The 25,794-nt window shown below is 67.6% G+C and carries 19 protein-coding genes, 3 rRNA genes and 2 pseudogenes; 5 read left to right on the top strand and 19 right to left on the bottom strand.

Annotated features, from left to right (window positions below):
- Window positions 1-175 precede the first annotated feature (175 nt).
- From OG741_RS22865 to OG741_RS22840, 6 genes are all read right to left on the bottom strand, one after another.
- A complete protein-coding gene (locus tag OG741_RS22865; RefSeq protein ID WP_405600701.1) occupies window positions 176-1,351 on the bottom strand; it encodes an acetoin utilization protein AcuC in 1,176 nt (391 codons plus the stop codon).
- Complete coding sequence (locus OG741_RS22860; RefSeq protein WP_405600699.1) at window positions 1,302-2,561, bottom strand: MFS transporter; 1,260 nt, start codon at window positions 2,559-2,561, stop codon at window positions 1,302-1,304. Before OG741_RS22860 ends, OG741_RS22865 begins: the two co-directional genes overlap by 50 nt.
- Before the next feature lie 43 nt (window positions 2,562-2,604).
- Entirely contained in the window at window positions 2,605-3,249 is a 645-nt protein-coding gene (locus OG741_RS22855; protein ID WP_405600697.1) for an HAD family hydrolase, read from the bottom strand.
- 89 nt (window positions 3,250-3,338) lie between these two features.
- Window positions 3,339-3,455, bottom strand: a 5S ribosomal RNA gene (rrf, locus tag OG741_RS22850).
- 95 nt (window positions 3,456-3,550) lie between these two features.
- Window positions 3,551-6,674 (bottom strand): 23S ribosomal RNA (locus OG741_RS22845).
- Window positions 6,675-6,979: 305 nt separating this feature from the next.
- Window positions 6,980-8,504 (bottom strand): 16S ribosomal RNA (locus tag OG741_RS22840).
- The 16S, 23S and 5S rRNA genes sit together here, the layout of an rRNA operon.
- 829 nt (window positions 8,505-9,333) lie before the next feature.
- On the opposite strand from OG741_RS22840, the gene trpS reads away from it, so the two are divergent.
- Window positions 9,334-10,329: a tryptophan--tRNA ligase gene (gene trpS / locus OG741_RS22835; protein WP_405600695.1), complete on the top strand. Its 996-nt coding sequence runs from the start codon at window positions 9,334-9,336 to the stop codon at window positions 10,327-10,329.
- Window positions 10,330-10,573: 244 nt separating this feature from the next.
- Here the strand turns inward: trpS and proC are convergent, their stop codons facing one another.
- Entirely contained in the window at window positions 10,574-11,383 is an 810-nt protein-coding gene (gene proC / locus OG741_RS22830) for a pyrroline-5-carboxylate reductase (RefSeq protein WP_405600692.1), read from the bottom strand.
- An 85-nt stretch (window positions 11,384-11,468) separates the two neighbouring features.
- The gene (locus OG741_RS22825; protein WP_405600690.1) at window positions 11,469-12,401 is read right to left on the bottom strand and encodes a L,D-transpeptidase; all 933 of its coding nucleotides are present in this window, start codon (window positions 12,399-12,401) and stop codon (window positions 11,469-11,471) included.
- Window positions 12,402-12,535: 134 nt separating this feature from the next.
- Here OG741_RS22825 and OG741_RS22820 point away from each other — a divergent pair, with 134 nt between their 5' ends.
- On the top strand, window positions 12,536-13,042 hold the full coding sequence (locus OG741_RS22820; protein WP_405600688.1) for a SigE family RNA polymerase sigma factor: 507 nt from the start codon (window positions 12,536-12,538) through the stop codon (window positions 13,040-13,042).
- Entirely contained in the window at window positions 13,035-13,652 is a 618-nt protein-coding gene (locus OG741_RS22815) for a hypothetical protein (RefSeq protein ID WP_405600685.1), read from the top strand. Before OG741_RS22820 ends, OG741_RS22815 begins: the two co-directional genes overlap by 8 nt.
- 240 nt (window positions 13,653-13,892) lie before the next feature.
- On the opposite strand, the gene OG741_RS22810 is transcribed toward OG741_RS22815, so the two are convergent.
- Genes OG741_RS22810 through OG741_RS22800 form a run of 3 tightly spaced genes read right to left on the bottom strand, consistent with a single transcriptional unit; the run spans window position 13,893 to window position 16,428 of the window.
- Window positions 13,893-14,825: an IS481 family transposase gene (locus OG741_RS22810; protein WP_405594160.1), complete on the bottom strand. Its 933-nt coding sequence runs from the start codon at window positions 14,823-14,825 to the stop codon at window positions 13,893-13,895.
- Between the two features lie 56 nt (window positions 14,826-14,881).
- Window positions 14,882-15,619 carry an ABC transporter permease gene (locus OG741_RS22805; RefSeq protein WP_266479579.1) on the bottom strand — a complete coding sequence of 246 codons (738 nt, stop codon included), beginning with the start codon at window positions 15,617-15,619 and terminating at the stop codon, window positions 14,882-14,884.
- Window positions 15,616-16,428: an ABC transporter ATP-binding protein gene (locus tag OG741_RS22800; RefSeq protein WP_405600683.1), complete on the bottom strand. Its 813-nt coding sequence runs from the start codon at window positions 16,426-16,428 to the stop codon at window positions 15,616-15,618. Before OG741_RS22800 ends, OG741_RS22805 begins: the two co-directional genes overlap by 4 nt.
- A gap of 103 nt (window positions 16,429-16,531) precedes the next feature.
- Between OG741_RS22800 and OG741_RS22795 the strand changes: the two genes are divergently transcribed.
- Window positions 16,532-16,999 (top strand): hypothetical protein, encoded by a 468-nt coding sequence (locus OG741_RS22795; RefSeq protein ID WP_405600681.1) that lies wholly within the window; start codon window positions 16,532-16,534, stop codon window positions 16,997-16,999.
- Between the two features lie 42 nt (window positions 17,000-17,041).
- Here the strand turns inward: OG741_RS22795 and OG741_RS22790 are convergent.
- From OG741_RS22790 to OG741_RS22775, 4 genes and pseudogenes are all read right to left on the bottom strand, one after another.
- Window positions 17,042-17,536 (bottom strand): annotated as a pseudogene (locus tag OG741_RS22790) (class I SAM-dependent methyltransferase); the annotation flags it as partial.
- 225 nt (window positions 17,537-17,761) lie between these two features.
- Window positions 17,762-18,052, bottom strand: a pseudogene (locus OG741_RS22785) (class I SAM-dependent methyltransferase); the annotation flags it as partial.
- A gap of 16 nt (window positions 18,053-18,068) precedes the next feature.
- A complete protein-coding gene (locus OG741_RS22780) occupies window positions 18,069-18,590 on the bottom strand; it encodes a hypothetical protein (RefSeq protein WP_405600680.1) in 522 nt (173 codons plus the stop codon).
- 21 nt (window positions 18,591-18,611) lie between these two features.
- Window positions 18,612-18,911 carry a peptidase gene (locus OG741_RS22775; protein WP_405600678.1) on the bottom strand — a complete coding sequence of 100 codons (300 nt, stop codon included), beginning with the start codon at window positions 18,909-18,911 and terminating at the stop codon, window positions 18,612-18,614.
- Window positions 18,912-19,068: 157 nt separating this feature from the next.
- Between OG741_RS22775 and OG741_RS22770 the strand changes: the two genes are divergently transcribed.
- Window positions 19,069-21,210: a protein kinase domain-containing protein gene (locus OG741_RS22770; protein ID WP_405600676.1), complete on the top strand. Its 2,142-nt coding sequence runs from the start codon at window positions 19,069-19,071 to the stop codon at window positions 21,208-21,210.
- Window positions 21,211-21,401: 191 nt separating this feature from the next.
- On the opposite strand, the gene ilvD is transcribed toward OG741_RS22770, so the two are convergent.
- The 4 genes from ilvD to OG741_RS22750 all read right to left on the bottom strand — a co-directional run bounded on the left by ilvD (window position 21,402) and on the right by OG741_RS22750 (window position 25,770).
- Complete coding sequence (gene ilvD / locus OG741_RS22765) at window positions 21,402-23,252, bottom strand: dihydroxy-acid dehydratase (RefSeq protein ID WP_266479601.1); 1,851 nt, start codon at window positions 23,250-23,252, stop codon at window positions 21,402-21,404.
- Between the two features lie 120 nt (window positions 23,253-23,372).
- A complete protein-coding gene (locus OG741_RS22760) occupies window positions 23,373-23,987 on the bottom strand; it encodes a TetR family transcriptional regulator (RefSeq protein ID WP_405600674.1) in 615 nt (204 codons plus the stop codon).
- Window positions 23,984-24,814: a sugar phosphate isomerase/epimerase gene (locus OG741_RS22755; protein WP_266479607.1), complete on the bottom strand. Its 831-nt coding sequence runs from the start codon at window positions 24,812-24,814 to the stop codon at window positions 23,984-23,986. Before OG741_RS22755 ends, OG741_RS22760 begins: the two co-directional genes overlap by 4 nt.
- A 23-nt stretch (window positions 24,815-24,837) precedes the next feature.
- The gene (locus OG741_RS22750; RefSeq protein WP_405600672.1) at window positions 24,838-25,770 is read right to left on the bottom strand and encodes a Ppx/GppA family phosphatase; all 933 of its coding nucleotides are present in this window, start codon (window positions 25,768-25,770) and stop codon (window positions 24,838-24,840) included.
- Window positions 25,771-25,794 lie beyond the last annotated feature (24 nt).

Here is a 25,794-nt window from a genome sequence, read left to right as displayed (position 1 = left end):
GCCGGGGGCGTGGGGGTACCCCGTACCCCCACAAATCAAGGGCGGGCGGGTGGGGAAACTCGGGGGTCCGGGGCGGAGCCCCGGTTCGGGTAGGGGCGGGATGGGGAAACGCCCCGCGCAGCGGCAACCCGCGCCACCGAACCGAACGCCACCGCGCCCGAACGCCACTGCACCCCTACGCCAACAACCCCCGCAACGGAAACACCGCCCGCCGCGTCGCCCGCACCGCCTGGTCCAGCCGGTCCGCCGGGTCGTACCCCTCTTCCCACGACCGCCACACCGGCTCGCGCCCATCCGTCATCCGCCCCGGCCCCAACTGCCGCGTCAGCGCGTACACCTCATCCCGCCACGACGACGGAATCACCGACTCCGGGTCCACCGGCGCATGCCCCGCGATCCCCACCAAATGCGTCCACGACCGCGGTACGACATCCACCACCGCGTACCCACCGCCTCCGAGCGCGACCCACCGCCCGCCCTCGACCCACTCGTGGGCCAACGCGTGGCACGACTCCTGCACCACCCGCTGCGCGTCCAGGGACACCGCTAGATGCGCCAGCGGATCCTCGAAGTGCGTATCCGCCCCGTGCTGCGTCACCAGTACCTGCGGCCGGAAGTCCGCCAGCAGCTCCGGCACCACCGCGTGGAACGCCCGCAGCCATCCCGCGTCCCCCGTCCCCGCGGGCAGCGCCAGATTCACGGCCGAGCCCTCCCCCGGCCCAGACCCGCCCGTCTCTTCCGGCCACCCGGTCCCCGGAAACAGCATCCGCGGATGCTCGTGCAGCGAGATCGTCAGCACCCGCGGGTCGTCCCAGAACGCCGCCTGCACCCCGTCACCGTGATGCACATCGACATCCACGTACGCGACCCGCTCCGCCCCCAGCTCCAGCAGCCGCGCGATCGCCAGCGACGCGTCGTTGTACACACAGAACCCCGCCGCCGACCCCGGCATCGCATGATGCAGCCCGCCCGCGAAGTTCACGGCGTGCGTCGCCTCGCCGCGCCACACCGCTTCCGCGGCCCCCACGGACTGCCCCGCGATCAGCGCCGCCGCCTCGTGCATCCCCGCGAAGGCGGGATCATCGACAGTCCCCAGCCCGTACGCCTGATCCGCCGCCCGCGGATTCGCCGACGCCGCCCGCACCGCCGCCACATAGTCCTCGCGGTGTACGAGCCGCAGCGTCGAGTCGCCGGCGGGCTTCGCCGCCACCACACCGACGGCGCGATCCAGCCCGTACGCCCGCACCAACCCCATGGTCAGCGCAAGCCGCACCGGATCCATCGGATGGCCGTTCCCGAAGTCATACTTCGTTACCGCCTCGTCCCACATCAACAACCCGCGGCCGCTCATGCCCGCCACGGTATCCGGCTTGTTGCGCATCGAACGACCTGGCGTACCTCAGGGTCATCAGCACCAACACCATCGGCACGACCATCGCCCACCGGTAGCTCCACGCGTCCCCGAGCGCCCCCACCAACGGCGAACCGATCAGAAACCCCACATAGTTGAATACATTCAGCCGCGCCACCGCCGCGTCGCTGGCCCCCGGATCGCCGCTCTCGACAGCCCGGCGCCCCGCCGCCGCAAAAGTCTGCGGCACGATCACACACAGCCCGAGCCCCAGCATCGTGAACCCGAGAATCCCCGCCCACGCCCCGGGCGCCACGGCCACCACCCCGAACCCGGCCGCCGCCAGCGCGGTCCCGCACCGGACCACAGCCGCCGCCCCGAACCGCCGCACCCCCAGATCCCCGACGGCCCGCCCGAGCAGCGTCGTGACCATATAGGCGTTGTACGGGACGGTCGCCAGCTCCTCCGAGCTGCCCAGCACGTCCTGCAGATACTTCGCGCTCCAGTTGGAGACCGTCGAGTCCCCGATGTACGCGAAGGTCATCACCAGACAGAGCGGCAGCAGCAGCTTGAACGCGACCCCCGTCCGTTTCCCCTCTCCCTGAGCCTCGTCCTGGCCCTCGCCCTCGGCCGAGACCGGCCCGCCCCGCTCCCCGTCCGCGTACCACCTGCTCCCGATCAGCGCCGCGGGCAACAGCACACCCACCACCGGCAGATACGAGACAAGCAGCGACAGATGCCAGTGCGCCCCGGCCCACGCGAGCGAGGCGCCCGCGATCCCGCCCAGGCTGTACGCCGCGTGGAAGCCGAGCATGATGCTGCGCCCGTACGCCCTCTGCAGGCTCACCCCGAGCATGTTCATGGACGCATCAAGCGCACCCACCGCCAGCCCGAACACCCCGAGCGCGAGCGCCACCTGCCACAACTCGTCGCCCGCGGCGACCCCGAGCAGTGCCAACAGCACGACCGGCTGCGCCCACCGGAGCACCACACTCGGCGCGACCCGCCGCACCAGCCGCTCGGTGACGACACTCGCCACCCCGGCCAGCACCGGCACGGCCGCAAGAAAGGCGGGCAGCAGCCCGTCGGATATCCCGTACCGGTCCTGGACCGCAGGTATACGCGTCACGAGCAGCGCGAACGCCACTCCCTGCGCAAAAAAGCTCAACGCCAAGGAGGCACGCCCGTGCCGCAACCGCGCATCTGTCATGGCCGGACAGCGTAGGGCGCTCCTCTACCCATGGGTAGATCGATCACACAAGCAATGCGGGCAGCTCCGCCATCTCCCCGAAGTACCCCTTGGCCCCCGCCAGCTTCTCGGCCGCGGTCATCGCCGTGAACCCGTACACATCCATCCCGGCCGCCCTGGCCGCCGTCACCCCGAGGCGACTGTCCTCCACGACGACGCACCGCTCCGGCGCGACCCCCATCCGCTCGGCGGCATGCAGAAACAGATCCGGCGCCGGCTTCCCCCGCCCCACATCCTGCGCGCTGAACACCGTCCCGTCCTCGAACCACCGGTCCAGCCCGGTCTTGCGGTGCCCGACCCGGATCCGCTCATGGCTCCCGGACGACGCGACGCAGTACGGCACCGAGTCCGCGACCAGCTTCTCCAGCACGTCCGTCACACCGTCGACGGCGACCAGCTCCCGCTCGAAGGCGGCAAAGACGCGAGCATGCAGGGTGTCGTCGAAATCCGCAGGCAGCCTCTGCCCGGTTCGTTCCATAACTGTGTCGTGTATGCGATGCACAGCGGCCCCCATGTAGTCGCGCAGGGAGTCCTCGTACGAGGTGGGGTGCCCAAGCTCGGTCAGATACCCGGCGAGGATGGTGTTGGAGATGGGCTCGCTGTCGACGAGCACACCGTCGTTGTCGAAAATGACAAGGTCGTAGCGCATGCCCCCAGCCTAGGAGGACCCCACGCCTGGCGCACAACGCAAAAATGCCTCAACCCCCGGACAGAGTCCGGGGGTTGAGGCTAAAAATTGTTCGGCGGCGTCCTACTCTCCCACAGGGTCCCCCCTGCAGTACCATCGGCGCTGAAAGGCTTAGCTTCCGGGTTCGGAATGTAACCGGGCGTTTCCCTAACGCAATGACCACCGAAACACTGTGAAGATATCGATTCCGGAATCCCCCCGTGACCGTGGGGGGACTCGACAGTTCGTTACTTCAGAACTGACACAGTGGACGCGAGCAACTGAGGACAAGCCCTCGGCCTATTAGTACCAGTCAGCTCCACCCCTTGCGGGGCTTCCACATCTGGCCTATCAACCCAGTCGTCTACTGGGAGCCTTAACCCCTCGAAGGGGGTGGGAGTCCTCATCTCGAAGCAGGCTTCCCGCTTAGATGCTTTCAGCGGTTATCCTTTCCGAACGTAGCCAACCAGCCATGCCCTTGGCAGGACAACTGGCACACCAGAGGTTCGTCCGTCCCGGTCCTCTCGTACTAGGGACAGCCCTTCTCAAGACTCCTACGCGCACAGCGGATAGGGACCGAACTGTCTCACGACGTTCTAAACCCAGCTCGCGTACCGCTTTAATGGGCGAACAGCCCAACCCTTGGGACCGACTCCAGCCCCAGGATGCGACGAGCCGACATCGAGGTGCCAAACCATCCCGTCGATATGGACTCTTGGGGAAGATCAGCCTGTTATCCCCGGGGTACCTTTTATCCGTTGAGCGACGGCGCTTCCACAAGCCACCGCCGGATCACTAGTCCCGACTTTCGTCCCTGCTCGACCCGTCGGTCTCACAGTCAAGCTCCCTTGTGCACTTACACTCAACACCTGATTGCCAACCAGGCTGAGGGAACCTTTGGGCGCCTCCGTTACTCTTTGGGAGGCAACCGCCCCAGTTAAACTACCCATCAGACACTGTCCCTGATCCGGATCACGGACCCAGGTTAGACATCCAGCACGACCAGAGTGGTATTTCAACGACGACTCCACCTGAACTGGCGTCCAAGCTTCACAGTCTCCCACCTATCCTACACAAGCCGAACCGAACACCAATATCAAACTGTAGTAAAGGTCCCGGGGTCTTTCCGTCCTGCTGCGCGAAACGAGCATCTTTACTCGTAGTGCAATTTCACCGGGCCTATGGTTGAGACAGTCGAGAAGTCGTTACGCCATTCGTGCAGGTCGGAACTTACCCGACAAGGAATTTCGCTACCTTAGGATGGTTATAGTTACCACCGCCGTTTACTGGCGCTTAAGTTCTCAGCTTCGCCACACCGAAATGTGACTAACCGGTCCCCTTAACGTTCCAGCACCGGGCAGGCGTCAGTCCGTATACATCGCCTTACGGCTTCGCACGGACCTGTGTTTTTAGTAAACAGTCGCTTCTCGCTGGTCTCTGCGGCCACCCCCAGCTCAAGGAGCAAGTCCTCTCACCAGTGATGGCCCCCCTTCTCCCGAAGTTACGGGGGCATTTTGCCGAGTTCCTTAACCATAGTTCACCCGAACGCCTCGGTATTCTCTACCTGACCACCTGAGTCGGTTTAGGGTACGGGCCGCCATGAAACTCGCTAGAGGCTTTTCTCGACAGCATAGGATCATCCACTTCACCACAATCGGCTCGGCATCAGGTCTCAGCCTTAATGTGTGACGGATTTGCCTATCACACGGCCTACACCCTTACCCCGGGACAACCACCGCCCGGGCTGGACTACCTTCCTGCGTCACCCCATCGCTTACCTACTACCACCTTGGGCCGGCGGCTCCACCACTTCCCTTTGCCCGAAGGCTCCAGGACGGCTTCACGGCCTTAGCATTAATGGGTTCAGTACTGGGCGTTTCAAAGCGGGTACCGGAATATCAACCGGTTGTCCATCGACTACGCCTGTCGGCCTCGCCTTAGGTCCCGACTTACCCTGGGCAGATCAGCTTGACCCAGGAACCCTTAGTCAATCGGCGCACACGTTTCTCACGTGTGTATCGCTACTCATGCCTGCATTCTCACTCGTGTACCGTCCACCACTCGCTTACGCGGCGGCTTCACCCGGCACACGACGCTCCCCTACCCATCCCAGCGGGCGTTGGCCCTCATGCTGGAATGACACGACTTCGGCGGTACGCTTGAGCCCCGCTACATTGTCGGCGCGGAATCACTTGACCAGTGAGCTATTACGCACTCTTTCAAGGGTGGCTGCTTCTAAGCCAACCTCCTGGTTGTCTCTGCGACTCCACATCCTTTCCCACTTAGCGTACGCTTAGGGGCCTTAGTCGATGCTCTGGGCTGTTTCCCTCTCGACCATGGAGCTTATCCCCCACAGTCTCACTGCCGCGCTCTCACTTACCGGCATTCGGAGTTTGGCTAAGGTCAGTAACCCGGTAGGGCCCATCGCCTATCCAGTGCTCTACCTCCGGCAAGAAACACACGACGCTGCACCTAAATGCATTTCGGGGAGAACCAGCTATCACGGAGTTTGATTGGCCTTTCACCCCTAACCACAGGTCATCCCCCAGGTTTTCAACCCTGGTGGGTTCGGTCCTCCACGAAGTCTTACCTCCGCTTCAACCTGCCCATGGCTAGATCACTCCGCTTCGGGTCTTGAGCGCGCTACTAAACCGCCCTGTTCGGACTCGCTTTCGCTACGGCTTCCCCACACGGGTTAACCTCGCAACACACCGCAAACTCGCAGGCTCATTCTTCAAAAGGCACGCAGTCACGACTGTTGCTCCGAAGAACAACAGCGACGCTCCCACGGCTTGTAGGCACACGGTTTCAGGTACTATTTCACTCCGCTCCCGCGGTACTTTTCACCATTCCCTCACGGTACTATCCGCTATCGGTCACCAGGGAATATTTAGGCTTAACGGGTGGTCCCGCCAGATTCACACGGGATTTCTCGGGCCCCGTGCTACTTGGGTGTCGCACAAGCAAGCCGTATAGATTTCAGCTACGGGGGTCTTACCCTCTACGCCGGACCTTTCGCATGTCCTTCGCCTACCTATACGGTTTCTGACTCGCCCAACAGCCGGCAGACTGTTGAAGTGCGATCCCACAACCCCGTATGCGCAACCCCTGCCGGGTATCACACGCATACGGTTTGGCCTCATCCGGTTTCGCTCGCCACTACTCCCGGAATCACGGTTGTTTTCTCTTCCTGAGGGTACTGAGATGTTTCACTTCCCCTCGTTCCCTCCACACTGCCTATGTGTTCAGCAGCGGGTGACAGCCCATGACGACTGCCGGGTTTCCCCATTCGGAAACCCCCGGATCAAAGCCTGGTTGACGGCTCCCCGGGGACTATCGTGGCCTCCCACGTCCTTCATCGGTTCCTGGTGCCAAGGCATCCACCGTGCGCCCTTAAAAACTTGGCCACAGATGCTCGCGTCCACTGTGCAGTTCTCAAGCAACGACCAGCCACCCACCACCCCACCCAACAGGGCGAGTTCACTGGGGCCGAGCATCGCGAAGGTCCAGACGTTTCAGTCCGTACCCTCAGACACCCAACAGCGCGCCCGGCACGATCCCCTGACTCACACGTTCCACGCCGAAGCAGTACTAGTGAAGTCCTGAAACCGTGCCGAATAGTCAACGTTCCACCCATGAGCAACCAGCACCGGACGTACGCCGATGTACTGGCCTCTGGACCGGCAAAGACCGGCCTAGAAGTGCTCCTTAGAAAGGAGGTGATCCAGCCGCACCTTCCGGTACGGCTACCTTGTTACGACTTCGTCCCAATCGCCAGTCCCACCTTCGACAGCTCCCTCCCACAAGGGGTTGGGCCACCGGCTTCGGGTGTTACCGACTTTCGTGACGTGACGGGCGGTGTGTACAAGGCCCGGGAACGTATTCACCGCAGCAATGCTGATCTGCGATTACTAGCAACTCCGACTTCATGGGGTCGAGTTGCAGACCCCAATCCGAACTGAGACCGGCTTTTTGAGATTCGCTCCGCCTCGCGGCATCGCAGCTCTTTGTACCGGCCATTGTAGCACGTGTGCAGCCCAAGACATAAGGGGCATGATGACTTGACGTCGTCCCCACCTTCCTCCGAGTTGACCCCGGCAGTCTCCTGTGAGTCCCCATCACCCCGAAGGGCATGCTGGCAACACAGAACAAGGGTTGCGCTCGTTGCGGGACTTAACCCAACATCTCACGACACGAGCTGACGACAGCCATGCACCACCTGTATACCGACCACAAGGGGGGCACCATCTCTGATGCTTTCCGGTATATGTCAAGCCTTGGTAAGGTTCTTCGCGTTGCGTCGAATTAAGCCACATGCTCCGCTGCTTGTGCGGGCCCCCGTCAATTCCTTTGAGTTTTAGCCTTGCGGCCGTACTCCCCAGGCGGGGAACTTAATGCGTTAGCTGCGGCACCGACGACGTGGAATGTCGCCAACACCTAGTTCCCAACGTTTACGGCGTGGACTACCAGGGTATCTAATCCTGTTCGCTCCCCACGCTTTCGCTCCTCAGCGTCAGTAATGGCCCAGAGATCCGCCTTCGCCACCGGTGTTCCTCCTGATATCTGCGCATTTCACCGCTACACCAGGAATTCCGATCTCCCCTACCACACTCTAGCTAGCCCGTATCGAATGCAGACCCGGGGTTAAGCCCCGGGCTTTCACATCCGACGTGACAAGCCGCCTACGAGCTCTTTACGCCCAATAATTCCGGACAACGCTTGCGCCCTACGTATTACCGCGGCTGCTGGCACGTAGTTAGCCGGCGCTTCTTCTGCAGGTACCGTCACTTGCGCTTCTTCCCTGCTGAAAGAGGTTTACAACCCGAAGGCCGTCATCCCTCACGCGGCGTCGCTGCATCAGGCTTTCGCCCATTGTGCAATATTCCCCACTGCTGCCTCCCGTAGGAGTCTGGGCCGTGTCTCAGTCCCAGTGTGGCCGGTCGCCCTCTCAGGCCGGCTACCCGTCGTCGCCTTGGTAGGCCATCACCCCACCAACAAGCTGATAGGCCGCGGGCTCATCCTTCACCGCCGGAGCTTTCAACCCCCAAGATGCCTCGGAGGGTGGTATCCGGTATTAGACCCCGTTTCCAGGGCTTGTCCCAGAGTGAAGGGCAGATTGCCCACGTGTTACTCACCCGTTCGCCACTAATCCACCCCGAAGGGCTTCATCGTTCGACTTGCATGTGTTAAGCACGCCGCCAGCGTTCGTCCTGAGCCAGGATCAAACTCTCCATGAATGTTTACCCGTAATCGGGTCGAACACCACAAGAGCGGGACAACCAGTCGGAATAAGACCAGTCATCCACAGCGTCCTCGCTGTGTCATTGCCTGCCCGCCACAAAGGGCCGACAGGACTTTCAAAGGAACCTCAACCCACCGAAATGGGCCGGGGTTGTCAATCTGGCGTTGACTTTTGGCACGCTGTTGAGTTCTCAAGGAACGGACGCTTCCTTCGTACTCACCCTCACGGGCTTTCCTCCGGGCGCTTCCCTTCGGTCTTGCGTTTCCGACTCTATCAGACGCTTTCGTGTCCGATTCCCCGTCGGCGGGGCTCGCTTTCCGGCCTTTCGGCTTTCCGGCGATTCCGACTCTATCAGATCCTTTCGGGCCTGATTCCCGGTCGAACTCGGGTTGTCATTCCGGCCGTTGAGCCGTTCCGACGAGTGAGACTTTAGCGGAATCCTTGCCCTCGACGCTAATCGGGGTTGCGTCCGTTCGAACGCCGATTCCTCATTTCGCAAAAGCGCACGGAAAGCCGGGCGACGGAGAGTCGCTTGCTGTAGTGGATCTTGCGGAATGGTTGTCCCGGGACCGGCCGAAGTCGGTTCTCACGCCGGACAACTCGGAGAACAGTACGGATGTGGGAATCCGCTGTCAACCTGGTGCCTGCCAGCGTACTCTCGTTCGCATGACTATGCGTACGTGCCTCCTTCAGTGGTGGGCCGCCTGACGGCGGCCGGCACCTGCGCATGTACTCAACGGCCGCCGCTTCGGCGGCCGTTCGTGTTTCTCCCTCCGGGAGTCCGGCCGCTGGTGGCGGCGGCTCCGACAGAGACGGAGAGCGTGATGACGCGGATCTTCAGCGGGATCAAGCCCACGGGGCATCTGACGCTGGGCAACTACCTCGGGGCGCTGCGCCGGTGGGTCGACGTCGATCAGCACCAGGCGGACGCGCTGTTCAGCGTGGTCGATCTGCATGCGCTGACCGTGGAGCACGATCCCGCGCGGGTGCGCAGACTCAGTCGGCAGGCTGCCACGCTGATGCTGGCGGCCGGGCTTGATCCGGAGCTGTGCACCGTATTCGTACAGAGTCATGTGGACGAACACGCACGGCTGTCGTATCTGCTGGAGTGCACGGCAACCGACGGCGAGTTGCGACGCATGATCCAGTACAAGGAGAAAGCCGCGCAGGCGCAGGCGGCCGGGCAGAGTGTGCGGCTGTCGCTGCTGACGTATCCGGTACTGATGGCTGCGGACATCCTGGCCTATGGGACCGACGAGGTGCCTGTGGGGGACGACCAGACCCAGCATGTGGAGCTGACCCGGGATCTGGCGGTGCGCTTCAACCAGCGGTACGGGCACACGTTCACCGTGCCGAAGGCGACGCATCCGCCCGTGGCCGCGCGGGTCATGGATCTGCAGGACCCGACGTCCAAGATGGGGAAGTCGCACGAGGCCGGGGCGGGGATCGTCTATCTGCTCGACGAGGCCGACGTCGTCCGCAGGAAGATCATGCGGGCGGTGACGGACAGCGGACGCGAGATCGAGTACGACCGAGCGGCCAGGCCCGGTGTCGCGAATCTGCTCGAAGTGCTGGCGGCCTGTGAGGGTGGGGACCCCATCGAGCTGGCCGGTTCATATGAGTCGTACGGCGCCTTGAAGAAGGACACGGCCGAGGCGGTGGTGGAGCTGCTCCGGCCGGTCAGGGAGCGGCATGCCGCGCTGGCGGCGGATCCGGGACATGTCGACGACGTACTGAGGAAGGGAGCAGAGCGGGCCAGGGTGATGGCCAGGCCGAGGGTGGACGCGGCCTATCGGGCGATGGGGCTGCTGCCCGCCTAGGTCCTGTCCGGTCGATCAGGCCGGATCAGCGAGCGGGGTCTGGCGTGGTGCATCGCAGGCCGGAGGATGGGGGTCCCCCCGCCGAAGGCAGGGGGCGAGCCCACGCGGAGCGTAGGCGACTGACGACAACGCAGCGAGGTGCCGTGCCAGGGCACGCGAGCCCGGCAAGATCGGCCGGACAGGACCTAGCGGGGGTGGCGGGAGGACCCCCGCCGCCGTGGCACCACGGCGGTGGGCCGATCTCTCAGCCGTTGCCGGAGGCGAGCTCGCGGCTGCGGTCGCGGGCCGCTTCGAGGGCCGCGATCAGGGCGGCGCGTACCCCGTGGTTCTCGAGTTCACGGATGGCGCTGATGGTGGTGCCGGCGGGGGAAGTGACGGCTTCACGGAGCTTGACGGGGTGTTCGCCGCTGTCGCGGAGCATGACGGCGGCGCCGATGGCGGCCTGGACGATCAGGTCGTGCGCCTGCGCGCGCGGGAGGCCGAGGAGGATGCCCGCGTCGGTCATGGCTTCGACGAGGAAGTAGAAGTACGCCGGACCCGAGCCGGACAGGGCGGTGGCCGCGTCCTGCTGGGACTCGGGGACGCGGAGGGTCTTGCCGACGCCGCCGAAGATCTCCTCGGCGTGGGCGAGGTGGTCGGCGGTGGCATGGCTGCCGGCCGAGATGACGGACATGCCCTCGTCGACGAGTACGGGGGTGTTGGGCATGACGCGGACGACGGGGGTGCCCGCGGCCAGGCGCTCCTCGATGAAGGCGGTGGGGATACCGGCCGCGGCGCTGATGACGAGACGGTCCGCGGCGATGTGCGGGCTGAGTTCGTCGAGGAGCTTGCCCATGTCCTGGGGCTTGACGGCCAGGATGAGGGTGTCGGCTCGTTTGGCGGCCTCGGCGTTGGTGACGGGCTCTACGCCGTAGCGGGTGCGGAGCTCGTCGGCCCGGTCGGCCCGGCGGGTGGTGACCAGCAGGTCGGCGGGGCGCCAGCCGGCGCGGATCATGCCGCTGAGGAGCGCCTCGCCGATCTTGCCCGTACCGAGAACTGCGACTGTCTGGGTCATGGCTCTGTTCACCTCGCCGGTGGGGATACGTGCGGCCATCCTCGCACCGGGGGCGTGACGCTGCCGTGACGTCCGAGGGGCGGGATCACAGGGCGCTGCGGGAGCGCCATGCGGACCAGGAGAGGTTCCAGTCGCCGTAGCCGTTGCCCGCGGCGAGGGTGTCCTTGGAGTTGGTCACGCGGATGACGTCGCCCGGGATGATCTGCTCGTAGAAGCGGCGGGCGGTGCCGTCTGATGCGAGGCCTATGCAGCCGTGGGTGATGTTGCTGCGGCCCGCGAAGGTGTTGGCCCGGTCGTTCTCGTGGAGGTAGGTGCCGGAGGTCGTGAGGTGGACGGCGTAGCCGTACCAGCCCTGGTAGGAGTCGGCGATGTCGACGGTGCGGGAGTCCATATAGACGCGGCGCTGTTTGTCCGAGACGACCATCGTGCCGTTCCAGGTGTCGTAGCCGGGAGCGCCGGCGGTGATCGGGACGGTCCTGGTGGCCTCGCCGTCCTTGGCCACCGTCATCTTGTGGCTGCGGACGTCGACCGTCGCGACGAGTGAGCGGGCGATGGTGAAGGAGCGGGCGAGGGAGGGGGCCGTGAGGCTGATCTTGGTGCCCGGCTTCCAGTAGGTCTCGGGGCGGAAGTCGACGCGCTGGCCGTCGTGGAGGTTGCGGTCCTTGATCCAGGCCCAGGAGCCGGTGACTGCGGGGTTGGCGGTGACCTTCAGCCGGCGCTCCACGTCGGCGCGCTCCGACTCGGGTATCGGGCGTTTGAAGGTCACCGAGACCGGCATGCCGACGCCGACCCGCTCGCCTTCGGTGATGTTGACGGAGGCGTCGGACAGGTGGGCGAGGGTGGCGGCGGTCGGCGGGGTGGCCGTGGGCCGGGATGCTCGGGGGGACGTGGTTGAACTGTCGCCGGCCGGTCGCGCCGATGCCGCGGCGGCGCCCGGTGTGCCGCTCGCTCCCGAGCAGCCGGTGAGCGACAGTGCGCAGATCAGGCCGAGTACGGCGGCGCCGAAGTGTCCTCGCATGGTTCCTCCCCCTGGGTCAGCTGATGGTCAGCTGTGTGTTCGGCTTCTGTACGCATGGGGAGAGGGGGAGGTTGCAGGCGTGGCGCGGAAAGTTCCGAGGGAACCGCGGGGGCGCGCCGGCTGTCCTACCGCTCGTGACCGAGGAGGAATTCGACACCTTCTACGCGGCCTCTTTCCCCCGCCTGGTGGGGCAGTTGTATGCGTTGACGGGGGATCACGGCGAGGCTCAGGACGTGGTCCAGGAGGCGTTCGTACGAGCCTGGGACCGTCGTGCCTCCTTCCTGGCCGAGGCGGCTCCGGAGGCGTGGATCCGTACGGTCGCGATGCGGCTCGCGGTGAGCCGCTGGCGGCGGGCGAGGCGGTGGGTTGAGCTGGTGCGGCACCATCCGCCGGCGGACCGTACGCCGGGTCCTGGACCGGAGCACACGGTGCTGGTGGAGGCGTTGCGGCAGCTGCCGGAAGCGCAGCGGCAGGCGGTGGTGCTGCACCATCTCTGCGACCTGAGCATCGAGCAGATCGCCGCGGAGACGGGATCTCCGGCCGGTACGGTCAAGGCGCGACTGTCTCGTGGGCGGGCCGCGCTCGCGAAGTTGTTGTCTCCCGGGGAGTCCGCCGACGAGAGGGAGGGGAGCCATGTCTGAGCAGGAGCGGTACGCGCTCGGCTCCGCGTTGCGGGCACTGGCCGCGGATGCACAGGCGCCGCCGTCGCTGTCGGGCGGGCAGATCCGGCGCCGCGGTGAGGCGCGGGGCAGGCGTCGGCGGGTGGTGGGGACGGCGGCTGTGGCCGCCCTGCTGGTGGCGGGGGCCTCGTTCGGGGTTCCGCAGGTGATGGACGCGGGTGAGGCCTCCCAGCCGCCTGCCGCGTCGACGCCGAGCCCTTCGTTGCCGAAACCGCCGCCCCTGTCTGCGGCCAGCCTCGATACCGAGAACAAGGTGCTGACAGTCACCGGGCGCGATGGCCGGTCGCGCTCGATCGGCGTGTCGATGAAGGAAGGCACTTCCTTGATCCGGCTCACCGTCGCCGACAAGTACCCCAAAAGCGAGTTGCCCGACGACCTGCTCTCGGCGGGCAAGTACGTGTATGGCGCACAGTGGGTGGTGGAGCTGACCAGGACGGGCGGTTCTCCCGTCTACATCGCGCAGGCGTCCAAGAACTCGAGGTTTTCCTCGAACGTGATCGCAGTGGGCTCTGCCGACGCGAAGTGGGTCTACGACCAGCTCGACGTCGGGGACGTGATCGTCCCGAACTAGGGCCTGTCGTTTGGATCAGGCCGGATCAGTGAGCGGGGTCTGGTGCGTGCGATCGCAGGCCGGAGGATGGGGGTCCCCCCGCCGAAGGCAGGGGGAGAGCCCACGCGGAGCGTAGGCGACTGACGCAACGCGGCATGGGGGCACCTCCCGTGCCCGAAGGGCTACGGGGGAGTGCGTACCAGGGCACGCGAACCCGGCAAGATCCGAACGACAGGCCCTAGGTGTGCAGCTGACGGAGGCCTATGACAGTGGGTTCTGGGCTTTCTGTCGGAGGCGTTCGTAGGGTGTCTGGCCGGTGAGTGCGCCGTGGGGGCGATGGTAGTTGTAGTAGTCCTCCCATTCCTGGAGCTTGCTGTTGAACAGGTTGACGTCGTCGATGACCTGTCCCTCCAGGAGGCGGTAGAACTCTTCGGAGTCGATGCGGTGGGACCGTTCGACCTTGCCGTTCAGCCGCGGCGTGCGGGGCTTGATGCGGACGTGGCCGATGCCCTTGTCGAGCAGGTGCCAGTGGAACGCTGAGCCGAATTCCTGACCGTTGTCGGTCTGGACCTGCTCGACGGCGAACGGCAGCTTGGCCAGCACGTGGTCGATGAACTGGATGGCGGTCTTCTGGTCGTTGCGCGGGTAGGCGCGCAGGACCCGGAGCCGGGTGCAGTCGTCGATAGCGGTGTACTGGTAGTAGCGCTTCTTGCGGCCCGTCTGGCCGAGGGGCTCGATGAACTTGACGTCGACCTGCAGCTGATGGCCGGGCCGTTGCTTCTCGTAGCGCTTCCAGCGGGTGGAGCGGCGCTTGTAGCGCTGCGAGGCCGGCAATCGGTTGAGTCCCACCTTCTTCAGGATCCGCCAGACGCCGGACGAGCTGACCTTGACGTCGTGATACCGCTCCAAGTACATCGCGATCTTGGCCGGCCCGAAGTGATACTGCTGCCGCAGCCACAGGATCTTCTCCACCACGTCTGCCTTGGTGGCATGCGGCGTGTGGTGCGGCGCGCTTGAGCGGTCCTTCAGCCCCTCAAGCCCCTCGGCCTCGTAGCGTCGCAGCCATATGTAGTAGCACTGGCGGCTGATGCCGTAGTAGCGGCAGGTGGCGGCCACACTGCCGCTCACCTCCTCGACGTGGCGCAGCACCGAGAGCCGATGCCGGGCGCGCCTTTCAAGCTCGCGTTCAGTCATGCAGGTCTCCTAGATACGAGAGACCCACCTGTCAATAACGTCCGTCAGTTTTAGACCTAGGCCGTGCGGCGGCGCAGGGTCGCCGCGCCCAGCGTCAGGACGAGGATCGCGCAGGCCGCGACGATCAGGACGTCGCGGGTGAAGTCGCCCGTGGCGTCCGGGTGGCGCAGGACCTGGTTCATCGCGTCGACGGCGTACGACATGGGCAGGACGTTCGAGATCCCCTCCAGAACGGGCTGCATCTTCTCCCGCTCGATGAACAGACCGCAGAGCAGCAGCTGGGGGAAGATCACGGCGGGCATGAACTGGACCGCCTGGAACTCGGAGGCGGCGAAGGCCGAGACGAAGAGGCCGAGTGCCGTGCCGAGCAGGGCGTCGAGGAGTGCGACGAGGAGCAGCAGCCAGGGCGAGCCGATGACGTCCAGGCCCAGTGCCCACAGCGCGAGACCGGTGGCGAGGAGGGACTGGACGACGGCGACGAGTCCGAAGGCCAGGGCATAGCCGCCGATCAGATCGCCCTTGCCCAGCGGCATGGCGAGGAGGCGTTCCAGGGTGCCGGAGGTGCGTTCGCGCAGGGTGGCGATGGAGGCCACCAGGAACATCGTGATCAGCGGGAAGATGCCTAGCAGCGAGGCGCCGATGGAGTCGAAGGTCCGCTCGCTGCCGTCGAAGACGTACCGCAGCAGGAAGAGCATCAGACACGGAACGAAGACCATCAGCGCGATGGAGCGCGGGTCGTGGCGCAGCTGGCGCAGGACCCGGGCGGCGGTGGCGAGGGTGCGTGAGGTGCTCATCGGGCGTTCTCCTCAATGGCCTGGGTCTTCGGCATCCGGGGCGCGTGGTCGTCGGCCCGGCGGGCGTTGGCTTCGTCGACGAGGTGGAGGAAGGCGGCCTCGACCGTCTCCGAGCGGGTGCGCATGCGCAGGTCGTCGGGGCTGTCCTCGGCGAGGATCTCGCCCTCGCGCATGAGCAGCAGGCGGTGGCAGCGCTCGGCCTCGTCCATGACGTGCGAGGAGACGAGGATCGCCGCGCCGCGCTCTTCGGCGAGGCGGTGGAAGAGGTTCCACAGGTCGCGGCGCAGGACGGGGTCGAGGCCGACGGTCGGTTCGTCGAGGACGAGCAGTTCGGGTGCGCCGAGCAGGGCGACGGCGAGGGAGACGCGGGTGCGCTGGCCGCCGGAGAGCCTGCCTGCGAGGGAGTCGGCGTGCGAGGTGAGGTCGACGTCGGCGATGGCGCGGGCGACGTGTTCGCGGCGGGCGTCGCGACGGCGGCGGCCGGGTTCCAGTACGGCGGCGAAGTAGTCGAGGTTCTGGCGGACCGTCAGGTCGTCGTAGACGGAGGGGTCCTGGGTGACATAGCCGATCCGGGAGCGGAGGGAGGCGTCGCCCGCGGGCTTGCCGAGGATCTCGAGGGTGCCGGTGACCTTGGCCTGGGTGCCGACCACGGCACGCATCAGGGTCGATTTTCCGCAGCCGGACGGGCCGAGGAGGCCGGTGATACGGCCGGGCGGGACGGTGAAGTCGATGCCGCGCAGGACGGTGCGGTCTCCTCGTACGACGGTGAGGCCGCGGGCCAGGACGGCCAAGCCAGAAGAATTCATCATGCGATGAATAATGCGCCCGGGGCTGGACCGCGTCAAGAGATGGGGGATGCGTCAGGGGCATCCCCCATGGCGCTCCCGGGGAAAGACGGCGGACCGTGGACATATGAGCCACAACAGTGAGATCTCGAAGGCCGAGCGGCGGCGGCTCGCCATCGCCTCGGCGACGCTCGGGCCGTGGCGCGCGGCGGCGGCGGTCGGCGGGCTGGGCGGCGGGGTCGCCCTCGCGTTCGGCGCGATCGACGACGGAATCGGACTGGGGATGCTGGCCGGGGCGTTGTCGGTCGCGCTGATGCTGTTCTTCATGGTCGGCGGGGCGGGAGCGGTGCTGGGCGGCGGCCCGTCGGCCGCCGGGGCGGCCGATACCGACCGCCGGATACGCCGCTGGGCGGCGGCCCACCCGTGGCGGGTCGCGGCGGTGCCGGGGGCACTGATGGTGGCGGCGGACGTGGTGGTGCGGCAGGTGCTGACGTCGCAGGGGTTGTTCGGCAGCCTGTGGGAGGGGCTGTGGCGGGGGGCGCTGGTGGTCGGTGTGGTGGGAGTGGTGGGGCGGGTGTCGCGGGGCCGGCGGTGAGGCGGGCGTGGGGGGGGGAGCCGGCGGATAAGCGCGCGGGACTTACCGGGTGGACGATCCCGGCGCGCGGACGGTGACACTGAGCTCGACCACGTACGCCTCCTCGACGACGCCGTCCGGGAAGACCTTCAGCAGCTCGGCGCGCTCCCGGGCGAGGAAGGACGCCGTGGCCTGCGCACCCAGCACCAGGAAGAGGGAGTGGCTGCCGAGGTTGTCGAGATGGGTGTCGAGGGAGACCCGCCGGGTCCAGTGGACCCGCCGCTCCGTGCGCTCCAGCCCGTCCGGCAGGCGCCGGGCCGCGCCGGCGGCTCCATGGGCGCCGTCCTTCAGCTCGTCGCGGAGCCGTTCGTCCTGCGCGGCTATCCACGGGACGTCGTTGTCCGAGACGTTCCACCACAGTGCCAGCGCACCTCCCGGCCGCAGCACCCTCAGCGCCTCCGGGAAGGAACGTTCCGGGTCGGTCCAGTGCCAGGACTGGGCGTACGCGACGAGGTCCGCGCAGCCGTCGGCCAGCGGCAGCGCGTCGCCGAGGCCAGGGCGTGTTTTAGAAGTAGCGCCGTCCGCTCGCAGGGCGGGCCCCGCGGCGTCTGGTGCGTGCAATCGCAAGGCGGTGGGGGCACCCCCGGACGAAGTCTGGGGGAGATCGCCCTCGTACTGGACGTACTTGGGCGACTCCGACAACACCGCGAGTGCGCGTGCCAGGCGTCGCGGGGTGGGGGCACCTCCCAGGCGAAGCTCTGGGGGAGCGACTTCTCAAACACGCCCTAGCACGAGCGGTATGTCCGGCAGGGCGCTGCGCAGTTGGGCCGCCATCCCGGGGCCCGGCTCCACCGCGGTGACGCGGGCGCCGCGCTCCCGCAGCAGCCGGGTCGCGATGCCCGTACCCGCACCGACGTCGATGACCCGGGAACCCTTGAGGGGACGGCCGGTCAGATCCTCGACGGCGTCGAAGAGGGCGGGCGGGTAGCCGGGGCGGGCCGCGTCGTACTGCGCTGCTGCCGCGTCGAAGGCGAGTCCGCGCTGCGCGTGATCCGTATGCGTCATGCGCTCCATCCTCACCGCGACACGGCTACCTACGCTTGGACTTGGCGCCCTTCTGCCTGCGCGCGGCCGGGTTGCCCGCGCGGGCGCCGCGGCGCTTCTCGTACCGGCCGCGAGCCGTCTCGTACTCCTCGCGGTGCAGCTTCTCGCCGGGCGCCTCGGCCAGCGAGCGGAAGAAGTACGCGAGGAGTACGCCGACGAAGCCGATCGCCTTGAGACTGCGCAGCGAGTCCTCGCCTACGGAGCCGGTGGGGCGGCGGGTGAAGCCCTCCCAGGTCTTGCGGAAGGCGATGGCGCTGCAGGTCGCGAACATCACGACGACCAGCATGTTGACGAAGCCGCCGATGTCGGCGACCGCCAGGCCCTGATAGGCGAAGCGCAGGACGAGGCAGCCCGCGAGCGCTGCGATGAGCGAACCGGCGGCGACGGCGGCACGGCGCGGCCCGTAGCCCCCGTCGTGGCCCACCCAGGTCGTGCCGAAGAAACGGATGGGCTCGGGCTGCGGGCCGTCACCGGCGCCGTCAGTGGTGTTCTGGATCTGCTCGCTCACGGGGCGATTATCCCCGTACCCTCATGAGCAGCGGATGGCCACATAGCCGTCGCTGCCCGTGTTCACATAGGCGTCGGAGACGAACTCCCCGTTCGCGATGTTGTCCCACAGGTTGGACGTGCCGTACGGGCCGCTGATCCACTCCCCCGGCTTCTGGCAGTTGATCGGCACCCGCGACCCGACGGGCAGCACCCTGATGAGCCGGTAGTTGGTGCCGGGACCGCTGCGGACGTTCAGTGCGACGCCCGGCGCGACCGGGTAGCGCTTGACCGTGGTCTCCGCGAAGCTCTCCGACTCGCTCCGCACTTCTTCGACAGCCATGAAACTCTCCCCCGTCAATGTGGCTTGGGCCCATGTGGCTTGATCTGTACGGTTCGCCCGTACGCCGCGCAGGCTAGCAAGCCACACCGGCATCGGACGCATCATCGACTAGGCTCCGTGCGTCGCGCGTGTGCACGAACATCACGGGGGTGGGGAAATGCCACCGCTGCGCAGCACCGGTCGGTTCCCGGAAGCGGAGCATCCGGAATATGCCGGGCAGTACCGGCTTGAGGCATGCCTCGGCAATGGCGGTATGGGGGTCGTCCATCTGGCCACCTCTGCCTCGGGGTTGCGCCTCGCCGTCAAGGTCATCCATGCCGAGCATGCGACGGACCCGGAGTTCAGAGCGCGGTTCCGGCAGGAGGTCGCGGCAGCCCGGAAGGTCAGCGGCGCGTTCACCGCGCCGGTGGTCGATGCCGACCCGGAGGCCGAACGGCCCTGGATGGCCACGCTGTTCATCGAGGGCCCGACGCTTGCCGAGCGGGTGAAGCGGAACGGGCCGCTGGGCGCACAGGAGTTGCGCAAGGCGGGCGCGGGCCTGGCCGAGGCGCTGCGCGACATCCATCGCGCCGGCGTGGTGCACCGCGATCTCAAGCCGAGCAACGTACTTCTCGCGCCCGACGGTCCCAAAGTCATCGACTTCGGCATCTCCCGTCCCGCGGACAGCGATCTGCGTACGGAGACGGGCAAGCTGATCGGTACGCCGCCGTTCATGGCGCCCGAGCAGTTCCAGCGCCCGCGCGAGGTCGGTCCGGCCGCTGATGTGTTCGCGATGGGCGCGGTGCTGGTGCACGCGGCGACCGGGCGCGGGCCCTTCGATTCGGACAGCCCGTACATCGTGGCGTACCAAGTGGTGCACAACGAGCCGGACTTGGCGGGGGTGCCCGCGGACCTCGTACCGCTGTTCCGGCGCTGCCTGGCGAAGGACCCGGACGAGCGGCCGACGCCGTACGAGCTGATGGTCGCGCTTCGCAGCTCGTCACCCTCGTCCTCGTACGACACCCAGGCCTACATACCGGTGCAGCGGACGCCGGACCCCCGCGAGAACCTGCCCCCGGGCCTCGCCGCCGGAGCCCGGCCGGGGCGACGGCTGGGCCGGAAGGTGAAGTGGGCCGCCGCGGGGGTGGCGGTGGCGGTGCTGGTCACGGCGGGGTTCGTGGTCGCCGGGAGGGTGGCGGACGGCGAGAGCCCCGGGTCTTCTCCCTCCGCGCCGCCTGCCGAACAGGGCTTCCAAGGCTGGAGTGTGCCGCTGCGCGGCGGGAACGGCGAGAACAGGACACCGGTCTGCGCGACGGCGGGCGGCGGGCTGTACTGCGCGGCGCCCGGGATCAAGGCAGCCCGGCTGGACCCCGACGACGGCACGATCCTCTGGTCGCAGAAGGCCGCCGACACTGCGGCGCAGACCGACGAGGGCATGACGCCCGTGCTCTCCGGAGGTCTGCTTCAGGTGGTCGCGCCCGGCGGGAACCGGCTTGAGGCGCTCGACCCCGCATCCGGCACGGTGCGCTGGGACCTCGACATCTCCTCGTACTCCTCGGTCCGGTACAGCGGCGAGGTGGTGCTGCTGGTGGCCGAGAGCGGGCGGGTGCGGGCGGTCGACGGCGCGACGGGCAAGGAACGCTGGACCGGGCAGCGCGGCGGACGCGGCACCCAGTGGGTCTCGTCCCCGGGCGGCGAGGGGCCCGCGCTGAGCGCGACGCCCGCGCCGGACGGTACGACGACGCTGATGAGCGCGGTCGATCCGGGAAGTGGAAAGCTGCTGTGGGAGAAGCGGGTCAAGGGGGCGCTGAGCCCGGTGCGGTTCGTTGGCGGGTCGCTGTATCTGCTCGCCGCGAACGCCGACGGCTTCACGGACGCGGTCGTACGCATCGACACCGCGGGCGGCAAGCGTGCTGTCCGCCGGATCGTGCTGTCCGCGCCGCTCGACCAGGCGCAGGCGACGGTGGCGGCGTCGGGGGACGTCGTCTACCTGAGCGGGTCGGGCGGGTCGCTGATCGCCCTCGACACGAGCGGGAGGAAGACCGCGCAACTGTGGCGTCTCGAGACCCAGGTCACGCATCTCTCGCGACCCGCGGCGGACGGGCGCGCGGTGTATGTCACGGCGGGGGACGGGCGGCTGCTGGCGGTGGACGCGGTGCGGGGGGTGCTGACCGGTCAGTCGAAACCCCGTATGGACGACGGGCGTTACACCTTCGCGTCGGCGCTGCCGGCGCCGGTGGCGGGGGGCGGGAGGGTGTACGGGATGGCGCCGGACGGGTCGGTGTTCGCGCTGGACGGGCGGGGCGCGGCGGGATGGTGAGGGGCGCGGGTGCGGGTTGCGGTGCGCCTGCGGCGGGCTTGTTCCCCGACCCGCCCCTTCCCGAACTGGGGCTCCGCCCCAGACCCCGCATGCGACCTTCGGCCGCATGTCCTCAAACGCCGGACGGGCTGAATAATTCAGCCCCGCCGGCGATTGAGGCGCGGGGGTCCGGGGGCGGAGCCCCCGGTTGGTCAGCCGAGCCGGGACACGTCCCGGACCGCTCCCTTGTCCGCGCTCGTCGCCATCGCCGCGTACGCCCGCAGCGCCGCCGAGACCTTCCGTTCGCGGTTCTTCGGCGCGTAGACGCCACCCAGCGCCTCACGACGGGCCGCCAAGTCGTCCTCCGACACGAGGAGTTCGATCGAGCGGTTCGGGATGTCGATACGGATGCGGTCGCCGTCCTCCACCAGGGCGATGACGCCGCCCGACGCCGCCTCCGGTGAGGCGTGGCCGATCGAGAGGCCCGACGTGCCGCCGGAGAAGCGGCCGTCCGTCACGAGCGCGCAGGCCTTGCCCAGGCCGCGGCCCTTCAGGAAGGAGGTGGGGTAGAGCATCTCCTGCATACCGGGGCCGCCCCTGGGGCCCTCGTAACGGATGACGACGACGTCGCCCTCCTTGATCTCCTTGCGGAGGATCTTGTCGACGGCCTCGTCCTGCGACTCGCAGACGACGGCCGGGCCCTCGAAGGTCCAGATCGACTCGTCGACACCGGCGGTCTTCACGACACAGCCGTCGACCGCGAGATTGCCCTTGAGGACGGCGAGGCCACCGTCCTTGGAGTACGCGTGCGCCGCGTCGCGGATGCAGCCGCCCGCCGCGTCGGTGTCCAGCGTCTCCCAGCGTTCCGACTGCGAGAACGCCGTGGCCGAGCGGACGCAGCCGGGTGCCGCGTGCCACATTTCGACTGCCTCGTCCGACGGCGAGCCACCGCGCACATCCCACTCCTCCAGCCACTCCTTGATGCCGGGCGAGTGGACGGTGTGCACGTCCTCGTCGAGCAGTCCGGCCCGGTAGAGCTCGCCGAGGATCGCGGGGATGCCGCCCGCGCGGTGCACGTCCTCCATGTAGTACGTGCCGCCGGGGGCGACGTTCGGTGCGACCTTGGCCAGGCAGGGCACCCGGCGCGAGACCGCGTCGATGTCCTTGAGGTCGTAGTCGAGCCCGGCCTCCTGGGCGGCGGCGAGCAGGTGCAGGATCGTGTTGGTCGAGCCGCCCATGGCGATGTCGAGGGCCATGGCGTTGTCGAAGGCCGCGCGGGTGGCGATATTGCGCGGCAGGACCGACTCGTCGTCCTGCTCGTAGTAACGCTTGGTGATCTCGACGACCGTGCGGGCGGCGTTCTCGTACAGCGCCTTGCGGGCGGTGTGGGTGGCGAGGACGGAGCCGTTGCCCGGCAGGGAGAGGCCGATGGCCTCGGTCAGGCAGTTCATGGAGTTGGCGGTGAACATGCCGGAACAGGAGCCGCAGGTCGGGCAGGCGTTCTCCTCGATACGCAGCACGTCCTCGTCCGAGACGTTCTCGTTGACCGCGTCGACGATGGCGTTGATCAGGTCGAGCTTGCGGACCGTACCGTCGACGAGGGTCGCCTGACCGGCTTCCATGGGGCCGCCGGAGACGAAGACGACGGGGATGTTGAGGCGCAGGGCGGCCATCAGCATGCCCGGGGTGATCTTGTCGCAGTTGGAGATGCAGATCAGCGCGTCCGCGCAGTGCGCCTCGACCATGTACTCGACGGAGTCGGCGATCAGGTCGCGGGAGGGCAGGCTGTAGAGCATGCCCGCGTGACCCATGGCGATGCCGTCGTCGACCGCGATCGTGTTGAACTCACGGGGCACGGCGCCCGCGGCCAAGATCGCGTCGGAGACGATCCGGCCGACCGGGGCGAGGTGGGTGTGCCCGGGGACGAACTCCGTGAAGGAGTTGGCGACCGCGATGATCGGCTTGCCGATGTCCGAGCTCGCTACGCCCGAGGCCCGCATAAGGGCGCGGGCGCCCGCCATGTTCCGGCCGTGGGTGACAGTGCGGGACCGCAGCTCGGGCATCGTCGCTCGCTCCTTCGGACGGATCCTTCAGGCAGATCCTTCAGACAGATAGGACTGCAATCGAGCGTACGCCGAGGCTCCAAGATCTGGACACTCTGTCCGCTATACGGGACGCACGGCTCACGCTTCGGTCAGATACCGCTGGAGCGTGGGGGCCACCATCTGCACGATCTCCTCGGGATCCACCGAGGCCAGCGGCTCCACCTTGATCACGTAGCGCAGGATCGCGATGCCGATCATGTGCGAGGCCGCGAGCTCCGCGCGGAACTTCGGATCCGGTACGTCGAGCTCCCCCGCGATCCGCTCCAGCAGCCGCCGCAGCACAAAGCCGCGCAGCACCGTGGCCGCCGCCTCGTGCGTGAGCGCGGAGCGGACGATGGCCAGCAGCGGGCCCCGGGTCGCCGGGTTCTCCCACACCCCGATGAAGTAGCGGGCGAGCCGCTCGCCGATGCCCTCGTTGCCCTGGCCCAGGATCGCCGGGACGACCAGGGCCGGCTCGAAGGAGACCTCGATGGCGGCCGCGAAGACCTCGTCCTTGGTACCGAAGTAGTGGTGCACCAGGGCCGGGTCGACGCCCGCGGCCCTGGCGATGCCGCGGACGGTCGTCTTGTCGTAGCCGCGCTCGGCGAATTCCGTACGGGCCGCCTCAAGGATCCGGTCCCGGGCGCCGGGCCCCTCGTCGGTCTTGGTACGGGCCGGACGGCCGCGCCGCCGCGGAGCCGCCGCACCCGTCATGAGCCGCGCACTCCCGAGGAGGCGGCCGACGCGAGGTGCAGCCGGGTGAAGGCGAGCGCCTCGGCGAGGTCGGCTTCGCGTTCGGCGGCCGACATCGCGCGCCTGGTGTTGACCTCGATGACGACATGGCCGTCGAAGCCGGACCGGGCGAGCCGTTCGAGGAGCTCGGCGCAGGGCTGGTTGCCGCGCCCGGGCACCAGGTGCTCGTCCTTCGACGATCCCTTGCCGTCGGCGAGGTGCACATGACCGAGCCGGTCGCCCATCCGGTCGACCATGGCCATGGTGTCGGCGCGGGAGGTCGCGGTGTGCGAGAGGTCGATCGTGAAGTGCCGGTAGTCCTCTTTGGTGACGTCCCAGTCGGGGGCGTACGCGAGCATCTCGCGGTCCCGGTAGCGCCAGGGGTACATGTTCTCGACAGCGAAGCGGACGTCCGTTTCGTGCGCCATGCGCCAGATCCCGCTGACGAAGTCACGGGCGTACTGCCGCTGCCAGCGGAACGGCGGGTGCACGACGACCGTCGACGCGCCCAGCTTCTCGGCCGCCGCCTGCGCCCGCTGGAGCTTCACCCAGGGGTCGGTGGACCAGACCCGCTGGGTGATCAGCAGACACGGCGCGTGGACGGCGTGGATCGGCACCTGGTGGTAGTCGGACAGGCGGCGCAGGGCCTCGATGTCCTGGCTGACGGGATCGGTCCAGACCATGACCTCTACGCCGTCGTACCCGAGGCGTGCGGCGATCTCGAAGGCCGTCGCCGTGGACTCCGGATAGACGGAAGCCGTCGACAGGACAACCTTCGCATCCGGGATGCGCACCACTGGTTCTGCCACGGGAGACAGCGTACGGGCCAACACTAGGAAGCCGGGAGGTGGTCGAGACGCCGCAGGATGACGCCCTCGCGCAGCGCCCAGGGACAGATCTCCAGGACCGGTACGCCGAACAGCTCCATCGCACCCTCCGCGACCAGGGCTCCTGCGAGCAGCTGGCGGGCGCGGCCCTCGGAGACACCGGGGAGCGTGCTGCGCTGCTCGACCGTCATGGTGGCGAGTTTCGGCACCCACTCCCGCAGCGATTTGAGACTGAGCTCACGCTGCACGTACAGCCCCTCGGTGGAGCGCGCGGCGCCCGCGATACGGGCCAGCTGCCGGAAGGTCTTGGACGTCGCCACGACGTGGTCCGGCTTGCCCAGCCGGGTGAACTCTCCGACCGTACGGGCGATTTCGGTCCGCGCCTGGCGGCGCAGCGCCCTCACGTGCTCGGCGTCGGGCGGGTCGCCGGGCAGCATCCCGGCCGTCAGCCGGCCCGCGCCCAGCGGCAGCGACACGGCCTTGTCCGGCTCCTCGTCGATCCCGTACGCGATCTCCAGCGAGCCGCCGCCGATGTCCAGGACCAGCAGTCTCCCGGCGGACCAGCCGAACCAGCGGCGGGCCGCGAGGAAGGTGAGGCGGGCCTCCTCCTCGCCGGTCAGCACCTGAAGATCCACGCCGGTCTCGGTCTTGGCCCGGGCGAGCACCGCGTCGGCGTTGGTGGCCTCGCGCACCGCGGATGTGGCGAACGGCAGAACCTGCTCGCAGCCCTGGTCCTCGGCGGCCTGCACCGCCCCGGCGATCGTCTCGATCAGCCGGTCGATTCCGGCGGGGCCGATCGCCCCGTCGTCGTCGAGAAGTTCGGCGAGCCGCAGCTCCGCCTTGTAGGAGTGGGCGGGCAGGGGGCGGGCGCCGGGGTGCGCGTCCACCACCAGCAGGTGCACTGTGTTCGAACCGACGTCGAGGACTCCGAGTCTCATGGACCGAACGCTACTGCGGTCGCG

This window comes from Streptomyces sp. NBC_01410, from assembly GCF_045040195.1.
Taxonomy (GTDB): domain Bacteria; phylum Actinomycetota; class Actinomycetes; order Streptomycetales; family Streptomycetaceae; genus Streptomyces.
The sequence above is the reverse complement of the archived record's forward strand: the minus strand, read 5'-3'. Positions and strand labels throughout refer to the sequence as shown.

What these genes read in the sequence shown, in the direction of transcription:
- OG741_RS22860 (WP_405600699.1), bottom strand. Translation starts at nt 2,561, where the DNA reads ATGACAGATGCGCGGTTGCGGCACGGGCGTGCCTCCTTGGCGTTGAGC.
- OG741_RS22810 (WP_405594160.1), bottom strand. Translation starts at nt 14,825, where the DNA reads ATGACTGAACGCGAGCTTGAAAGGCGCGCCCGGCATCGGCTCTCGGTG.
- OG741_RS22815 (WP_405600685.1), top strand. Translation starts at nt 13,035, where the DNA reads ATGTCTGAGCAGGAGCGGTACGCGCTCGGCTCCGCGTTGCGGGCACTG.
- ilvD (WP_266479601.1), bottom strand. Translation starts at nt 23,252, where the DNA reads ATGCCCGAGCTGCGGTCCCGCACTGTCACCCACGGCCGGAACATGGCG.
- OG741_RS22775 (WP_405600678.1), bottom strand. Translation starts at nt 18,911, where the DNA reads ATGGCTGTCGAAGAAGTGCGGAGCGAGTCGGAGAGCTTCGCGGAGACC.
- OG741_RS22800 (WP_405600683.1), bottom strand. Translation starts at nt 16,428, where the DNA reads ATGATGAATTCTTCTGGCTTGGCCGTCCTGGCCCGCGGCCTCACCGTC.
- OG741_RS22770 (WP_405600676.1), top strand. Translation starts at nt 19,069, where the DNA reads ATGCCACCGCTGCGCAGCACCGGTCGGTTCCCGGAAGCGGAGCATCCG.
- OG741_RS22865 (WP_405600701.1), bottom strand. Translation starts at nt 1,351, where the DNA reads ATGAGCGGCCGCGGGTTGTTGATGTGGGACGAGGCGGTAACGAAGTAT.
- OG741_RS22855 (WP_405600697.1), bottom strand. Translation starts at nt 3,249, where the DNA reads ATGCGCTACGACCTTGTCATTTTCGACAACGACGGTGTGCTCGTCGAC.
- OG741_RS22825 (WP_405600690.1), bottom strand. Translation starts at nt 12,401, where the DNA reads ATGCGAGGACACTTCGGCGCCGCCGTACTCGGCCTGATCTGCGCACTG.
- trpS (WP_405600695.1), top strand. Translation starts at nt 9,334, where the DNA reads ATGACGCGGATCTTCAGCGGGATCAAGCCCACGGGGCATCTGACGCTG.
- OG741_RS22795 (WP_405600681.1), top strand. Translation starts at nt 16,532, where the DNA reads ATGAGCCACAACAGTGAGATCTCGAAGGCCGAGCGGCGGCGGCTCGCC.
- proC (WP_405600692.1), bottom strand. Translation starts at nt 11,383, where the DNA reads ATGACCCAGACAGTCGCAGTTCTCGGTACGGGCAAGATCGGCGAGGCG.
- OG741_RS22760 (WP_405600674.1), bottom strand. Translation starts at nt 23,987, where the DNA reads ATGACGGGTGCGGCGGCTCCGCGGCGGCGCGGCCGTCCGGCCCGTACC.
- OG741_RS22750 (WP_405600672.1), bottom strand. Translation starts at nt 25,770, where the DNA reads ATGAGACTCGGAGTCCTCGACGTCGGTTCGAACACAGTGCACCTGCTG.
- OG741_RS22805 (WP_266479579.1), bottom strand. Translation starts at nt 15,619, where the DNA reads ATGAGCACCTCACGCACCCTCGCCACCGCCGCCCGGGTCCTGCGCCAG.